Here is a 15,527-nt window from a genome sequence, read left to right as displayed (position 1 = left end):
ACCTTACGACGCTCAAGCCAGGGCGGGCTCGTCGAGGACCAACGTCCCGGCCCCGGCGTCCAGTTCGGCGCTCACCCCGAAGGGCATGGTCAACGCCCCCTCGCCGTGTCCGAAGCCGAACTCCTCGGCGACGGGCACGCCGAGGCCGCCGAGCCGGTCGGCGAACATGGCCCGGACCCGGTCGTGGGGAACGCAGCCCTCCCAGGACCCGAGCAGGATCCCGCGCACGCCGTCGAGCCATCCCGCGCGCAGGAGCTGGGTGAGATACCGGTCCAGGCGGTACGTCTCCTCCCCCACGTCCTCCAGGCAGAGCAGGCCGCCGGCCGCGGAGGAGCGGGCGTGCGGGGTGCCGAGTTCGGCGGCCAGCAGGCTCAGACAGCCGCCGAGCAGGACGCCGCGCGCCCGGCCGGGGACGAGGGCCCGGCCGTCGGAGGCGATGGTGCGGACCGTCTCCGGGGCGAACAGCGTGGCCCTGAGATGGTCCTGGGTGCGGGCGTTCTTGAGGAAGTCGACGCCCGCCGCCATCGGCCCGTGCAGGGTGACCAGGCCGAGCCGGGTGGCGAACGCCTCGTGCAGGGCGGTGATGTCGCTGAAGCCGACGAACACCTTCGGTCCGGCCGCGCGCATGGCCTCCCAGTCCAGGAGGTCGGCCATGCGCTGGACGCCGTAGCCGCCGCGGGCGCACAGCACGGCGTCCACGGCCGGGTCGCACCAGGCGGCCTGGAGATCGGCGGCCCGGTCGGCGTCCGCGCCGGCCAGGTAGTCGAACTCGGGGTGCCGGTCGAGGACATGCGGCGCGACGACGGGGTCGAGGTCCCAGCCGCGCAGCACGTCGAGCCCGGCCTGCAGGCGCTCCTCCGGCACCGGGCCGCTGGGCGCGACCACGGCGACGCGGGCGCCGGGGGCCAGCCGGGCGGGGCGGACGAGTTCCCTCACGTGGTCAGCTCCAGTCTCGGCACACCCGGCGGGTTGAACCCGAACACCTGCGCGTACAGGGAGAGTTCGGCCTCCAGTGCGCGGATCAACGTGTCGGCCCGCCGGAAGCCGTGGCCCTCGCCCTCGAAGGCGAGGTAGGCGTGCGGCACCCCGCGCCCCGCCATCTTGGCGAGGAACCGTTCGCACTGCGTGGGCGGGCAGATCACGTCGTCCAGTCCCTGGAGCAGCAGAAACGGCGCGGTGATCCGGTCGGCGTGCTCGGCCGGCGAGCGCTCGGCGTACCGTTCGGGCACCTGGGCGAGCGGGCCGACCAGGCTCTCCAGGTACTGCGACTCGAAGTCGTGGGTCTCGCCGGTCGCCCAGCCGGTGAGGTCGAGGATCGGGTAGATGATCGTGCCGCAGGCGTAGACGTCGGTCGTGGCGAGGGAGGCCGCCGCGGTCCAGCCGCCCGCGCTGCCTCCCCGCACGGCGAGCCGGTCCGGGTCGGCGCCGCCCTCGTCGGCGAGGGCGCGGGCGACGGCCGCGCAGTCCTCGACGTCGACCACGCCCCACTGCTCGCGCAGCCGGTCGCGGTACTCCCGGCCGTAGCCGGTGGAGCCGCCGTAGTTGACCTCGGCGACGCCGATGCCGCGGGAGGTGAAGTAGGCGATGGACAGGTCCAGCACCAGCGGCGAGCGGCCGGTCGGACCGCCGTGCGCCCAGACGACGTACGGCGGCAGCTCGGAGGCGGGCGCTGCGCAGCCGGGGTGGTGGGGCGGGTACACGTGGGCGTGGATGTCGCGGCCGTCGGGTCCGGTGAAGGTGCGGATCTGCGGCTGGGGGTAGTACGCCGGGTCGACGGCGTCGTGGTGCTCGGCGCCGATGACGCGGGCGTGGCCGGTCCGCGTGTCCAGTTCCACGACCTCGTAGGCGCTGCGCGGGCCGGCGCCGACGGCGACGACGCGCTCTCCGTGGGCGGCGAGGGTGGGCGCGAACTCGGTCCAGGGGCCGGCCGCGTCGACGACCTCGCCGGTCTCGGGGTCGAGGACGCCGAGGGCGGTGGCGCCGCGTCCGTGCACGACGGCGACGAGGCCGCTGTCCAGCGGGGCGAACCAGCGCTGGCCCACCTTCCACAGCGGTCCGCCGAACTCCTCCTCGCGCGGGCACAGGGGCACGCCGTCGCGGTAGAGGTTCCACCAGCCGGTGCGGTCGCTCGCGTACAGCAGGGCGCCGTCGGGGGCGAAGTCGGCCTGGGCGATGGACTCCTCGGGGCCGCCGGCGAGCGTGCGGGGCGACTCCAGGACGCCGTCCGGCGTGACGTCGGCGACGATCAGCTCCGTGCCGTCCCAGGGCATCCGCGGATGGTCCCAGGCGAGCCACGCCGCGCGCCGCCCGTCCGGGGACAGGCGCGGTCCGGTGACGAACCGGTGCCGGGCGGGAGCGAGTCCGCGCACGGCGGCGCGGTCGTCGGCGGCGGAGCCGTCCAGCGGCACCGCGACGGGCACGCGGCGCACGTCGCTCGGGCCGTCGCCGGTGAACTCCTCCAGCACGCACCACACTTCGCCGCGCTCCAACACCAACCGCGGGTCCGCCCAGCGCAGTCCGCCGCCGACGGACGACAGCGGGGTGAGCGGACGCGGCTCGCTTCCCGGCTCCCAGCGGTACAGGCGCTGGTCGGTGAAGTGGGCGAACACCAGAAGCGGCCGGCCGTCCGCCTCGGCGCCGGCCCAGGGCAGGCCGCCGTACTCGATGACCCGGCTGCGCACGTTCCACGGCGCGGGCAGCACCGACTCCTCGGTGCCGTCGGCGTGCCGGCGCACGAGGGTGCGCCGGCCGCCCTCGGCAGGGCGCGGCTCGGTCCACCAGACCTCGTCGCCGACGAAGCCGACGTACTCGGGGTGTCCGTCGCGCGCGGCGGCGAGGGCCGCGTCGACGGGCGAGGGCCACGAGCCGTACGCCAGGGTCTGCATGCTCTCCCCCATCGGTCAGGCGCTCCGCAGGAAGCGGTCGAGGACACGGACGCCGAAGTGCAGCGCCTCCACGGGGACGCGTTCGTCGACCCCGTGGAAGAGCGCCTGGTAGTCGAAGCCCTCGGGGAGCTTCAGCGGCGCGAAGCCGTAGCCGGTGATGCCGAGCCGGGAGAACTGCTTGGCGTCGGTGCCGCCCGACATGCAGTACGGCACGACGTGCCCCTCGGGCGCGAACTCCTCGACGGCCGCCCGCATCCGCGCGAACGTCGGCGCGTCCACGGGCGCCTCCAGGGCGACCTCGCGGTGGTGGAACTCCCAGTCGACGTCCGGCCCGGTGAGCCGGTCCATGGTGGCCCGGAACTCCTCCTCGGCGCCGGCGAGGAAGCGTCCGTCGACATGGGCGACGGCCTCGCCGGGGATGACGTTGACCTTGTAGCCGGCGTTCAGCATGGTCGGGTTGGCGCTGTTGCGGACGGTCGCCTCGACCAGCTGGGCGGCCGGGCCGAGCTTCTCCAGCAGCCGGTCGACGTCCCGCAGGTCGGTGTCGATGCCGTACAGCGCGGCCAGCTCGGTGAGCGCGGCGCGCACGGTCGGCGTGAGCCGCAGCGGCCACTCGTACTCGCCGATGCGGGTGATCGCGGCCGACAGGCGGGTCACCGCGTTGTCCCGGTTGACCTTGGAGCCGTGCCCGGCGCGGCCCCGCGCGGTCAGCTTCATCCAGCCCGTGCCGCGCTCGCCGGCGGCGATGGGGTAGATGTGGCGGCCGGAGCCGTCGTGGAAGGTGAACGCGCCGGACTCGCTGACGCCCTCGGTGCAGCCCTCGAACAGGCCGGGGTGCCGGTCGGCGAGGAAGCCGGAGCCGTCGACGGCGCTGTCCTCCTCGTCGGCGGTGAACGCGATCACCACGTCCCGCCGGGGCCGGACGCCCTCGCGGGCCCAGGCGCGGACGACCGCGAGGATCATCGCGTCCATGTTCTTCATGTCGACGGCGCCCCGGCCCCAGACGACGCCGTCGCGGATCTCCCCGGAGAAGGGGTGCACGCTCCAGTCGGCCGCCTGGGCGGGCACCACGTCGAGGTGCCCGTGCACGAGGAGGGCGTCCGCGGACGGGTCGGTCCCCTCGATGCGGGCGACGACGTTGGTGCGGCCCTCGGTGCGCTCCAGCAGCACCGGCTCCAGGCCCGCCTCGGCCAGCCGTGCCGCCGCGTACTCGGCGGCGGGCCGCTCCCGGCAGTCGCCGCCGCCCCGGTTGGTGGTGTCGATGCGGATGAGGTCGGAGGTGAACTCGACGACCTCGTCCAGTGCGCGCTGGTCAGCCATACTGCTCCTCCACGGCGGCCGAGACGACGGTGGTGACCGCCTTGAAGGTGCGGATCCCCTCGAACATGGTGGCACTGGTGTACGCCACCTTGCGCTCGCCGACGCGTGCGACGCCCGGCACGACGGTGGCCGCCAGGGCGAGGTGCTCGGCGTCGAACTCGACGGCGACGGTGTGCGGGCCGGCCTGCACGGGCTCGTGCCGCACGGCCAGGGCGGCGGCCTCCTTGGCGGCCGCCCGGATGTCGGCGGCGGTCCGGGCCGGCGTACGGCACACGGCGGCGTACCGCGAGACGTGGTCCTTGACGGCGACCTTCCGCGCCTCGGGGGCATAGCCGAGCGCGTCCTCGCAGGCCACGTCGTCCCCGGTGACCAGGACCACGGGCACCCCGTACTCGGCGACGACGTGCGCGTTCAGCAGGCCCTCGCTGGCCCGTACGTCGTCCAGCCAGACGCCGGTGATGGAGTTGGCGAGGTAGGTGTGGGCGAGGACGCCCTCGGCGCCGGCGCCGGCGTGGTAGCCGACGAAGGCGATGCCGTCGACGTCGCCGTGCTGCACGCCCTCGACCATCGACAGCGACTTGTGCCGTCCGGTGAGCATCTCCACGCGCTCGTCCAGCCGCTCCAGCAGCAGGTTGCGCATGGTCCAGTGCGCCTCGTTGACGACGACCTCGTCGGCGCCGCCGTCGAAGAAGCCCAGGGCCGCGGCGTTGACGTCGGAGGTGAACATGGAGCGGCACCGCTCCCACTGCGGTGTCCCGGGCAGGACGTCGGCCGGCCAGGTGACACCGGTGGCGCCCTCCATGTCGGCGCTGATGAGGATCTTCATGGTGCGCCACGTTACGCGCCGGGGCGCGAACAGGCCATGAGGGGTGTGCCGGGCCGGGCACGGGGGAATGCGGGGGCCCGGCACACCCGGTCCGGGGGACCGGCTACGGGGTCAGACCAGCGGCCGGTAGTCGAGGTTCGGGAAGTAGTCCTCGCGGGTGCCGGTGCGGCGCACGTCCCAGGTGGCGCAGTGCAGGGAGCCGCCGTACTCGAAGACGTGCCGGAACGGGACGGTGAAGACCTCGAAGTCGTACTTGGCGAGCAGTTCCTGCAGCGGCTTCTCCTGCTCCTCCACGATCACCTTGGTCGGGGAGATGCTGAGCACGTTCATCGACAGCCACTTGGAGGACTGGCAGTACTTCGGCATCTCGTCGTTGGTGAGCACCGGCTGTGGGGCCTCGACCAGCTCCCAGTCGTTGGCGTAGAACATCTTCTCCTCGCCCTCGCGCAGCGGCCGCTCGGGGTTGGTGAGGATGAGGCCGGGGCGCAGCGGGACGAAGGTGCAGTCGATGTGCGAGGGGAAGAAGTCCAGCGGGAAGTGGACCGTGTGGACGCGGAAGCCGCGCGGCTCCAGGTGCTGCTTGAGCCAGCGGATGCCGGCCCGGTTGGTGGTCATCGACTCCTGGACGAGGATGTCGCGGCCGAGCCGGCTCATGTCGGCGGCGTCGAAGACGACCTCGTCCTGGTTGATGCAGAACTCGAAGGAGTGCATCTCGGCGTGGCGCTTCTCCAGCGGCCAGTCCCAGAACTCCTCGCGGTACATGTCGTCGGCCATGGACGGCTTGGGCGCGGTGGTCCACAGCACGCGCGGGTCGGCGTTCCAGTACTCGTAGACCAGCTTGCGGTAGGGCTGGTACTCGAAGTAGCGGGCGCGGCGCGACATGGTCGCCTCGATGATCTCGTTGCCCATGGTGATCATCACGTCGCGCGGGCAGACCGCGCAGTACTGGTTGGGCACCTCGAAGTCGGGGGTGACGACCGGGCGGGAGAAGTCGTGCGGCTGGGGGCGGCGCACGGTGACGCCCTGGGACTCCAGCAGGGCGGCGAGACCCGCGAGTTCCGCGTTGGCGAGGTCGATGGCGTCCTGGGACTTGGGGCCGGTCGGGAAGGGCTCGCCGGGGGCGTTGCGGACGGCGGGCCGGCTGCCGGGCTCGACCGGCTCGAAGTTGGCGTTGTCGGCGGAGCCGACGACCATCTCCTCCAGCGGGTCCCATTCGTTCCAGGAGTTGACGACGACGGAGTCGGTGTTCATGTCTGCGGCCACCTGTCCTTGTGGAGGTGCGGGGGTGCGGGGTGAGGCGGTTCGTGGGGGGTGGGGGTACGGGGGTACCGGCGGCGGGGTGTGCGGTTACGCGGCGTCCGTGGCGGCGACGAGGCTCGCCGGGCGCATGTCGGTCCAGTTCTGCTCGATGTGGTCGAGGCAGGTCTGCCGGTCGCTGTCGGCCACGACGACGTCCCAGCCGGGCGGGACCAGGGCGAAGGCGGGCCACAGGCAGTACTGGCGCTCGGCGTTGACGAGCACGTGGAAGGTGCCGTCCTCGTTGTCGAACGGGTTGGTCATGTCGTTTCCCAGCTCTCTTTCCAGGAGTTCGTCGGCGGTGGCGCGCCGATCCACGGGGGTCAGGTGAGTTCGCCGGCGAGGGCGCGGGCCGTGCGGCACCGGAAGACGGTGCCCACGTCGAGGCTGCGGCCGAGGTCGGCCTCGATCCGGCCGGCGAGGCGCAGCGCGGTCAGCGAGTCGCAGCCGAGGGCGAAGACGTCGTCGTCGGCGTCGACGTAGGTCCGCTCCAGGACCTCCGCGATCAGCTCGCACAGCCGCTGTTCGACGGGTCCGGCGGCGGCGCCGGGCGCGGGCGGGCCGGTGAGCAGCCGCCCGGTCGGCTCGCCGAGCGCCGTCGGCAGCGTGGTGAGCAGTTCGAGCAGGTCGGCGGCGGTCCGCCGGCCGGCGTCGGCGTCGAGCAGGTCGGGGCGGTGGCCGACGACCAGCCGGAGCCGGTCGCCGGGTGCGGCCATCAGCTTCAGCGGATAGTGGTAGGGGTCGTGCCCCGTGAAGCCCACCAGGCGCAGCCCGTCGTCGGGGCTCGGCAGGGTCTGCGCCGTGGGGTAGTTCTCGAAGACGACGCAGGTGTCGAACAGCGGGCCCCTGCCCACCGCGCGCTGGAGGTCGGCCAGGGCGAGGTGGTGGTACGGCAGCAGCTCGGCCTGTTCGCCCTGGAGCCGGCGCAGCAGGCCTGCCACCGTCTCCGCGGGGTCCAGGCGCACCCGGACCGGCACGGTGTTGATGAACAGGCCGACCATCTCGTCCACGTCCGGCAGATCGGCCTCGCGGCTGGAGACGACGGCGCCGAAGGTGATGTCCCGCTGCCCGGTGCGCCGGTGCAGGCACAGTGCCCACGCCACCCGGACCAGGGTGTTGAGGGTGACGCCGTGGGCGCGCGCCGCGTCGAGCAGGGCCGCGGTGGCGGCCTCGGACAACTCGACCGTGGTCGTCTCGGGCAGGGCGCGCACCCGCGCGGTGTCCCGGCCGGGGCACACCAGCGTGGGCTCCTCCAGTCCGGCCAGCGCCTCGGTCCAGGCGGCCCGCGCCTCGTCCCGGTCCTGGGCGGCGAGCCACTGGAGGTAGTCGGGGTAGTGGCCGGGGACGGGCAGTCCGCGGTCGTCGCCGTCCTGGTCGAACAGGGCGAGCAGGTCCCGCAGCACCAGGGAGGTGGTCCAGCCGTCGACGAGCATGTGGTGCATGCTCAGCACCACCTCGTGCCGGTCCTCGGCGAGCGCCAGCACGGTGCAGCGCATCAGCGGCGGCCGGGCGGGGTCGAAGCGGCGGCGCCGGTCGGCCTCCAGCAGCTCCGTCCGCCGCGCGTCGCGTCCGGCCGGGTCGAGCGCGGTGAGGTCGTGGGTCTGCCACGGCATGGCGACCCGCTCGGGGACGGCCTGCACGGGCTCGCCCGACCGGCGCTGGAGGAACGCCGCGCGCAGCATCGGGTGGCGCTCCAGCAGGGCGTCGCAGGCGGCCCGGAACCGGTCGGTGTCGAGCGGGCCGCTGGTCTCCAGGGCGATCTGCACGTTGTGGACGTCGAGGTCGCCGCTGTCGTAGCGGGCGTGGAAGAGCAGCCCCTCCTGCGTCGGGGTCATCGGCAGCAGCCGCTCGACCGGCGTGCCGATCCGGGCGGCGAGCCGGGCCCGCTCCTCGGCCTCCTCGCGCTCGGCGCGCTCGGGCCGGGCGGTGCCGTAGGCCACCAGCGCGCGCAGCGCCGCGAACCACAGCTCGGCCAGCCGGCCGGCCTCCGCGTCGGACAGCAGCCGCCGGGCCCACAGCCACTGGGCGACGAGCCGGGGCCCGGCCGCGCCGCCGGCTCCGGCAGGTCCATCCTCGACTGCCGCGTTGACCTCGACGACATGGGTGAGCGGCATCCGCGGGTCCGCGCCGAGCGGCAGCGCGTCCGCCTCGGGCGCGACGCCCCAGTCGGCCTCCGCCTGCTCCAAACGGTCCTGCCGGCCCAGGTAGTTGAAGCACACCTGGGGGCGTGCGCCGCCGGCCAGTTCGGCCGCCGTGCCGGGGTTGAGGTGGCGCAGCAGTCCGTAGCCGATGCCGCGCCGCGGGACCCGGCCGAGCTGGGCGGCGACCCGGCGTACGGCCTCCCCGAGGCGGGCGTCGGACGCGGGGTCGTCGCCGGGCGTCCAGTCGGGGGCGCCCGCGTCGAGCCGTACCGGGTACAGGGAGGTGAGCCAGCCGACCGTGCCGGACAGGTCGGCGTCGTCGGCGAGCGGCTCGCGGCCGTGTCCCTCCACGTCGACCAGGACCGCGCCGCCCGCGTCCGTCCCGGCGCCGCGCCAGGCGGTGACGGCGAGGGCGAGGCCGGCCAGCAGGACGTCGTTGGTGCGGGCGCCGAACGCGGCGGGCGCCTTGGACAGCAGCGGCTCGGTGAGGTCCTCGGGGAGGGTGAGGCGCAGGGCGCCGGCGGTGGCGTGGATGTCCAGCGACGGGGACAGCCGGGCGTCGGTCAGGGTGACGCAGCCGGGGCTCACCGTCCGCTTCCAGTACGGCAGTTCGGCGAGCACCTCGGGCGACTGCGCGGCGGAGCGCAGCCGTGCCGTCCACTCCCGCAGCGGCACGGGTACGGGCTCCAGCCGCACGGCGCCGCCGGACGCGGCCTCGTGCCAGGCGGTGTAGAGGTCGGTGAGCAGGATGTGCCAGGACACCGCGTCGACGGCCAGGTGGTGGACGGTGACGAGCAGCCGCCCCTGGCGTCCTTCGCCCGCGTCGAACCAGGTGACCCGCAGCATCGCGCCGGCGCGCGGGGCGAGGGCGTCGGCGTCCTCGGCGGCGCGGGCGGCGATCAGGGCGCGCAGGGCCTCGCCGGTGGCCTGCGTGCCGGGGACCTCGATCCGCCGGACCGCTTCCCGCGCCGCGGCCGGGTCGGCGGGGGCCAGGGCGAGGGAGCCGTCCTCCCGCAGCCGGCCGCGCAGCGCCTCGTGCCGCTCCAGGACCGCGTGCACGGCGGTGACCAGCCGGTCGCCGGCGCCGAGGCCGGGCGGGACGCTGAGCAGGGTCGACTGATGGAACGCGTCGTAGGCTCCGCCGTGTTCGCGCAGGCGGTGCATGACCGGGGTGACGGCGGTGGGCTCGGGCGACGGGGCGGTGGCGGGCCCGGTCCCATGGGCGGCGGTGGCGGTGGCCCGGTGGGGCTGCGGCTCTGCCGTCGGGACGGACTCGGGACGGGTGGCCGGCCGGGACTCCGGCCGGTCGCGGCGGACGGGCTCGGCGGGCGCGGGCTTCTTCGGCGCCGCGCCGAGCAGGGCCGCGAGCGCGGCGGGCGTGCGCTGGGCGAAGACCTGCTTGGGCGTCAGCCGTACGCCGGCCTCGCGCGCCCGTGCCACGAGCTGGATGACGGTGATGGAGTCGCCGCCGAGCCCGAAGAAGTCGTCCTCGACCGCGACCGCGTCCAGGCCCAGCACCTGCCCGAACAGACCGGCCAGCGTGTCGGCGGCGTCGTTCCGCGCGGGCTCCGGGGCGGGGTCGGACGCAGCGGAGGGGGCGGCGGGCGCGGAGGCAGCGGCAGCGGCGGGCGCGGAGGCGGTGGGGCCGGTGGCCGGGGCGGGTTCCGGCGCCGTCAGGTCGGCCGGCGCCTGCGCCGGCGCCTGCGTTGCCGCGAGGGCGGAAGGCGTGCGGTGCGCGAAGACCTGCTTGGGCGTCAGCCGCACCCCCGCCTCGCGGGCCCGCGCCACCAGCTGGATCACCGTGATCGAGTCACCGCCGAGCGCGAAGAAGTCGTCCTCCACGCCGACGGGCTCCAGGCCCAGCACCTGTCCGAACAGCGCGGCGAGGGTGGTGGCCAGGTCCCGGGGGGCCTCCTCGGACGGGGCCTGCCGGTCGGGGGCGGACTCCTCCGGGGCGGGCAGCGCCGCGCGGTCGACCTTGCCGTTGGGGGTGACCGGGAGCGCGGGCAGCGTGACGAACGCCGAGGGGACCATGTGGGCGGGCAGCCGCTCGGCGACGCGCTCGCCCAAGGTCGCCAGGTCGGCCTCCCGGCCGGGCGCGGCGACCACGTAGGCGACCAGGCGCGGGGCGCCGCGCCGGTCCGCGCGGACGGCGGCGGCGACCTGCGCGACCGCGGGGTCGACGCCGATCATGGCCTCGACCTCGCCGAGTTCGATGCGGTAGCCGCGGATCTTGACCTGGTCGTCGGTGCGTCCGCCGTACATCATGACGCCGTCGGGCCGCCACCAGACGATGTCGCCGGTGCGGTACATCCGGGCGCCGGGCGCGCCGAAGGGATCGGCGACGAAGCGGCAGGCGGTCAGGCCGGGGCGGCCGGCGTAGCCGCGGGCGAGGACGTCGCCGCCGATGTACAGCTCGCCGGGGACGCCGGGCGGCACGGGGCGCAGGCAGGCGTCCAGGATGTAGAGGCGGGCGGCCGGGACGGGGCCGCCGATCGGGACGGCGCCGGTCGGCAGCGGGTCGCCGGGCTCGATGCGGTACTCCATGCAGCCGACGGTGGTCTCGGTGGGGCCGTACTCGTTGACGACCGTCACGTTCGGGTGGCGGGAGCGCCAGGGCGCGAGTGCCTCGCCGGTCAGCTGCTCGCCGCCCAGGACGAGTTCGCCCGTGGGCGAGTACCAGTCGTCGGAGGCGGCGAGCACCGGCAGGTGGCTCGGCGTGGCCTTGACGAAGGCCGGCGGGTGGTCCTCCGCGCCCGCCGGGGCGTCGAAGTCGGTCAGGTCGACCAGCCGGACCAGTCCGCCCAGGGTGAGCGGTCCGAACAGGCCGGTGACGGTGAGGTCGAACGACGGGTGCGAGTGCACCAGCGCCTGCCGCGCCAGGCCCGGATAGGCGGAGCGGGAGAAGGCGAGGTAGCCGTCGACGGTGCGGTGCTCCACGACGACGCCCTTGGGGCGGCCGGTGGATCCGGAGGTGTAGATGACGTAGATGACGTCGGTGGGGCTGGTCCGCACGTCCGGGGCGACGGCGGGCCGGGCGGTGAGCGCGGACCGCAGGGCCGGGTCGTCCAGGCCGATCACGACCGGGTGCGCGGCGAGCGCCGGGTGGGCGGCGTCGGCGCAGACGACGGCGGAGGGCGCGGCGTCGTCCAGCATGTAGGCGATGCGGTCGGCCGGGTAGGCGAGGTCGACCGGCACGTATCCGGCGCCGGCCTTGAGCACCGCGAGCAGCGCCACCAGCAGGTCGGTGGTGCGCGGGAGGGCGACGGCCACCAGGTCGCCGGGGGCGACGCCGCGTTCGGCGAGGAGTGAGGCCAGCCGGTTGGCGGCGTCGTCCAGCCGGCGGTAGGTGAGGGTGCGGTCTGCGTCGGCGACGGCCGGTGCGTCGGGGGTGCGGCGGACCTGGTCCTCGATACGGCGGGTGAGCGTGGCCGGTTCGGGCAGTCCGCCGGCGCCGCGGCCCCACTCCCCGAGCACCTGGTCGCGCTGCGGCGCGGTCAGCAGGCTCAGCCGGGCGACGGGGGTCTGGGGAGCGTGCGCGAAGGTGTCGAGGAGCAGGCGCAGCAGGGAGCGGATCAGTTCCAGGCGGGCGGTGTCGAACAGGTCCCTGCGGTAGCTGACGTTGAGCCGCATCCGGGGGCCGGCGACGGCGACGACGCTGAGCGGGTAGTGGGTCGCACCGGTGATCTCCGGCGCGCCGTCGGCCTCGGCGTCGGTGTCGGCGCCGGGCTCGGCCAGTTCGGTGAGAGGGGTGATCCGCAGTCCGGGCACGCCGTCGCGCAGGGCGTCGAAGCCCTGGGGCGCGGTGCCGAAGTTGACGGAGGTGTCGAAGAGGGTGTCGAGGCCGGTGAGGCGGCGCACCGCGGCCAGGCCGAGGTGCTGGTGCGGGGCCAGGGCGAGCTGCTCGTCCTGGACCCGGGCGAACAGCGCGGCGAGCGTCTCGGCGGGGTCGATCCGCACCCGGACCGTCACGCCGTTCATCAGCAGGCCCACCACCGAGTCCGCGCCGGGCAGTTCGGCCGGTCGGCCGTGCACGGTCTGCCCGAACACCACGTCGTCGCGTCCGGTGAGGACGGACAGCAGCAGCGCCCAGACGCCCTGGACCACGGAGTTGAGGGTGAGACCGTGCGCGCGGGCGGCCCGGGCCAGCGCCGTGCTGGTGTCCTCGGACAGGGTGACGTGGGTGAGCGCGGGCATCGCCTCGGGGCCGGCCTCGGCGGCGCCGGGCGCGACGAGGGTCGGCTCCGTCAGCCCGTCCAGCGCGGTGCGCCAGGCCGCCTCGGCGGCCTGCCGGTCCTGCCGGGAGAGCCAGCGCAGATAGTCCGTGAGGGGCGTGCCGGCGCGCGGGGCGCCGCCCCGGCCGCCGCGCTCGCGGTGGTAGAGGGTGAACAGGTCCTCCAGCACGAGCGGCAACGACCAGCCGTCCAGCAGGATGTGATGGTACGTCAGCACGAAGGCGTACTGGTCGTCGGCGAGGCGCACCAGGGCGAACCGCATCAGCGGCGGGTCCGCCATGTCGAAGCGGCGCCGGCGCTCCTCCTCCAGGAAGACCAGCAGCTTCTTGCGGCGCACGGACTCGTCCTCGGCGGAGAGGTCCAGCTCGGTCCACAGGGTGTCCACGGTGCGCCGGATCAGCTGCACCGGCTGTCCGTTGGCGCGCTCGCGGAAGCCGGCGCGCAGCACCCCGTGCCGGGCCAGCGTGCCGGCGCAGGCCGCCCGCAGCGCCGTCGGCGAGACGTCGCCGCGCAGTTCGAAGGGGGCCTGGATGGTGTAGACGTCCGCGGCCTCGGGGTCGTACAGGGCGTGGAAGAGCATGCCCTCCTGGAGCGGGGTGAGGGGCAGGACCGCCTCGATCGGCGACTGGGTCTCGTGTTGGGTCTTCAATCCTCACAACTCCCTGGGCGAAGGGCCCGGTTCGGCGTGCTCCAGCGCCTGCGTGATCGCGTCGAGCGTGTGCTGCGCCCCGCTGAAGAGGTAGTCGTGGCCGCCGGGCAGCAGTCGCAGCGAGAAGCCGTCGGCGGCGCAGGCGCGCCAGTCCTCCAGCCGCTCCCGGCCCACCAGCGGGTCGTCCGCGCCGCCGAGGACGTGCAGCGGGCAGCCGGGCGGGGCCGGCTCCGGGGCGGTGTACGCCTCGGCCAGCGCCAGGTCGCGGCGGACCGTGCGCAGGGCGTAGCTCAGGTACGCCGGGTACCGGCGCAGACTGGGCGGGAAGCCGCCGAAGCCGTCGAGCCAGTCGAGCAGGCCCTGGTCGTCCAGGTGCGAGACGCGCTTGAGGACGGGGGCGTGCGGGGCGCGGGAGGCGGAGACGAGCAGGGCGACGGGCGGGGTCAGGCCGCGGCGGCGCACGCGCAGGGCGATCTCGTAGCCGAGCAGCGCGCCGAAGCTGTGCCCGAACAGGGCGTAGGGGCCGTCGAGTTCGCCGCAGATGCCGTCGAGGACGGCGTCGGCCAGCGCTTCGAGGGTGTCCGGCAGCGGCTCGGCGCTGCGGACGCCGCGCCCGGGCAGTTCGACGGTGGCGAGTTCGACGCCGGCCGGGGCGAGCAGCCGCCACGGGGCGTACGAGGCGGCGCTGCCGCCGGCCTGGGGCAGGCAGATCAGCTTGAGACGGGCTCCGGGCGCGATGACCCGGCCGACGATCCACGGACTGTCCACGCCCCGCGCGGGGGTGTGCGCGGGGTGGGAAGGTCGTGCGGCGGTATGAGTTCGCATCCCGCTCCTTTCGTCGGCCGGCACTCTTGTCGGGGCGGTGACCCGCGGGGATCATCGTGCGGACCCCCGAACCCCCGTACCAGGCACGCCGACCGGCAACAGGTCTGCCGCCCAGTTGCCCAGCGCCTGCCTGGAGCCGGGGACGCGGCGCGGCGACGATCGGCGGGACACTCCTGCTGACGATCGGCGGGACACTCCTGCTCCTGTGCCGAGGGGATCGCAAACCCGATGACCGCCCTTCCTGACGAGGCAGCCGACCCGACGTTCTTCACCCTGGAATCCGCCAAGGCGGACCTCATGCAGGTGGAGAGCCTCACCCGGGCCTGCCTGAACTGGGACTACGGCAAGCGCGACAGCCGTGTGTGGAGCCTGTACGAGAAGAACAAGGCCGCCCAGTGGAACGCCACGACCGACATCGACTGGGACCACGACGTGCAGTTCGGCGCCGAGCTGACGGAGGAGAACGGCGCGAAGCTGGCGTCGTTCGTCGTCGGCGAGGGCAGCCCGGTCCCGCCCGAACTGCTCACCCAGTTCCGCTGGGAGTACCAGGCGTGGATGTGCAGCCAGTTCCTGCACGGCGAGCAGGGCGCGCTGGTGACCACGGCGCGCCTGGTCGAGACCGTGCCCGACATGGACGCCAAGACGTACGCCGCCTCCCAGGTCGCCGACGAGGCGCGGCACGTCGAGGCGTTCGCCCGTTACATGGACGAGAAGCTCGGCGTCGTCTACCCGGTCAACCCGGGCCTGGGGACGCTGCTGCACGACGTGCTGTCGGAGTCCCGCTGGGACATCGTCTACCTCGGCATGCAGGTCGTGATGGAGGGCCTCGCGATCACCGGACTGCGGCTGGCCAGCAGCGGCTTCGGCGACCCGCTGATCCGGCAGATCACCCGGATGGTGGCGGCCGACGAGGCCCGGCACATCGCCTTCGGGGTCACCATGCTCACCGGCATGTACCAGGAGGTGACGTCGGCGGAGCTGCGCGACCGGGAGGACTTCCTGCTGGAGGCGATCCGGCTGATGTCGCGCCGGTTCATGCTGCGCGAGCTGTGGGAGCGGATGGACCTCGACGTCGACAAGGGCGTGGTGTTCGCCCGGACGAACCCGATGATGTCGACGTACCGGCAGCTGCTGTTCCAGCAGGTCATCCACGTTCTGCGGCAGCTGGGGATGCTGACGGAGAAGGTGCGCGAGCTGTTGATCGCGGAGAACCTGGTCCGCACGGAGACGATGGCCGCGGTCCGCTGACCGGCCGGCCCGCCCCGGCCCACCACTGCCCCGGCGCGAAACGGCGCGCCGGGGCAGTGGTGTGTGCGCATCGCGGGGCGGTCCCGGCGGGCCCGCCCCGGC

Annotated in this window: 9 protein-coding genes; 1 reads left to right on the top strand and 8 read right to left on the bottom strand. The window is 74.5% G+C overall.

All coding sequences use genetic code 11. From position 1 onward, the window contains the following. Positions 1 to 12 precede the first annotated feature (12 nt). The 8 genes from ABZY13_RS07540 to ABZY13_RS07505 form a co-directional block, all read right to left on the bottom strand. Positions 13 to 936, bottom strand: a complete 924-nt coding sequence (locus ABZY13_RS07540; protein WP_356627938.1) for an LD-carboxypeptidase — start codon at positions 934 to 936, stop codon at positions 13 to 15. Further along, positions 933 to 2,897, bottom strand: a complete 1,965-nt coding sequence (locus tag ABZY13_RS07535; protein ID WP_356627937.1) for a prolyl oligopeptidase family serine peptidase — start codon at positions 2,895 to 2,897, stop codon at positions 933 to 935. The genes ABZY13_RS07540 and ABZY13_RS07535 overlap by 4 nt, the downstream gene beginning before the upstream one ends. 3 nt (positions 2,898 to 2,900) lie before the next feature. Next, a complete protein-coding gene (locus ABZY13_RS07530) occupies positions 2,901 to 4,205 on the bottom strand; it encodes a M20/M25/M40 family metallo-hydrolase (RefSeq protein WP_356627936.1) in 1,305 nt (434 codons plus the stop codon). Beyond that, the gene (locus ABZY13_RS07525; RefSeq protein ID WP_356627935.1) at positions 4,198 to 5,031 is read right to left on the bottom strand and encodes a M55 family metallopeptidase; all 834 of its coding nucleotides are present in this window, start codon (positions 5,029 to 5,031) and stop codon (positions 4,198 to 4,200) included. The genes ABZY13_RS07530 and ABZY13_RS07525 overlap by 8 nt, the downstream gene beginning before the upstream one ends. Positions 5,032 to 5,142: 111 nt before the next feature. After that, complete coding sequence (locus ABZY13_RS07520) at positions 5,143 to 6,282, bottom strand: glycine amidinotransferase (protein ID WP_356627934.1); 1,140 nt, start codon at positions 6,280 to 6,282, stop codon at positions 5,143 to 5,145. Between the two features lie 96 nt (positions 6,283 to 6,378). Beyond that, on the bottom strand, positions 6,379 to 6,591 hold the full coding sequence (locus tag ABZY13_RS07515; RefSeq protein WP_356627967.1) for an MbtH family protein: 213 nt from the start codon (positions 6,589 to 6,591) through the stop codon (positions 6,379 to 6,381). Positions 6,592 to 6,650: 59 nt separating this feature from the next. Then, positions 6,651 to 13,352 (bottom strand): amino acid adenylation domain-containing protein, encoded by a 6,702-nt coding sequence (locus ABZY13_RS07510; RefSeq protein ID WP_356627933.1) that lies wholly within the window; start codon positions 13,350 to 13,352, stop codon positions 6,651 to 6,653. A gap of 3 nt (positions 13,353 to 13,355) precedes the next feature. Beyond that, positions 13,356 to 14,177 (bottom strand): alpha/beta fold hydrolase, encoded by an 822-nt coding sequence (locus ABZY13_RS07505; protein WP_356627932.1) that lies wholly within the window; start codon positions 14,175 to 14,177, stop codon positions 13,356 to 13,358. A 228-nt stretch (positions 14,178 to 14,405) separates the two neighbouring features. On the opposite strand from ABZY13_RS07505, the gene ABZY13_RS07500 reads away from it, so the two are divergent. Continuing rightward, positions 14,406 to 15,425: a diiron oxygenase gene (locus tag ABZY13_RS07500; RefSeq protein WP_356627931.1), complete on the top strand. Its 1,020-nt coding sequence runs from the start codon at positions 14,406 to 14,408 to the stop codon at positions 15,423 to 15,425. Positions 15,426 to 15,527: the final 102 nt, after the last annotated feature.

The sequence above is a fragment of the Streptomyces sp. NPDC006610 genome (assembly GCF_040611575.1).
Taxonomy (GTDB): domain Bacteria; phylum Actinomycetota; class Actinomycetes; order Streptomycetales; family Streptomycetaceae; genus Streptomyces.
Note: the sequence above shows the minus strand (reverse complement) of the source record. Positions and strands in the feature narration are given on the sequence as shown.

Excerpts from the sequence above, each read along its gene's own strand:
- ABZY13_RS07535 (WP_356627937.1), bottom strand. The coding sequence starts at position 2,897 with ATGGGGGAGAGCATGCAGACCCTGGCGTACGGCTCGTGGCCCTCGCCC.
- ABZY13_RS07530 (WP_356627936.1), bottom strand. The coding sequence starts at position 4,205 with ATGGCTGACCAGCGCGCACTGGACGAGGTCGTCGAGTTCACCTCCGAC.
- ABZY13_RS07525 (WP_356627935.1), bottom strand. The coding sequence starts at position 5,031 with ATGAAGATCCTCATCAGCGCCGACATGGAGGGCGCCACCGGTGTCACC.
- ABZY13_RS07520 (WP_356627934.1), bottom strand. The coding sequence starts at position 6,282 with ATGAACACCGACTCCGTCGTCGTCAACTCCTGGAACGAATGGGACCCG.
- ABZY13_RS07515 (WP_356627967.1), bottom strand. The coding sequence starts at position 6,591 with ATGACCAACCCGTTCGACAACGAGGACGGCACCTTCCACGTGCTCGTC.
- ABZY13_RS07505 (WP_356627932.1), bottom strand. The coding sequence starts at position 14,177 with ATGCGAACTCATACCGCCGCACGACCTTCCCACCCCGCGCACACCCCC.
- ABZY13_RS07500 (WP_356627931.1), top strand. The coding sequence starts at position 14,406 with ATGACCGCCCTTCCTGACGAGGCAGCCGACCCGACGTTCTTCACCCTG.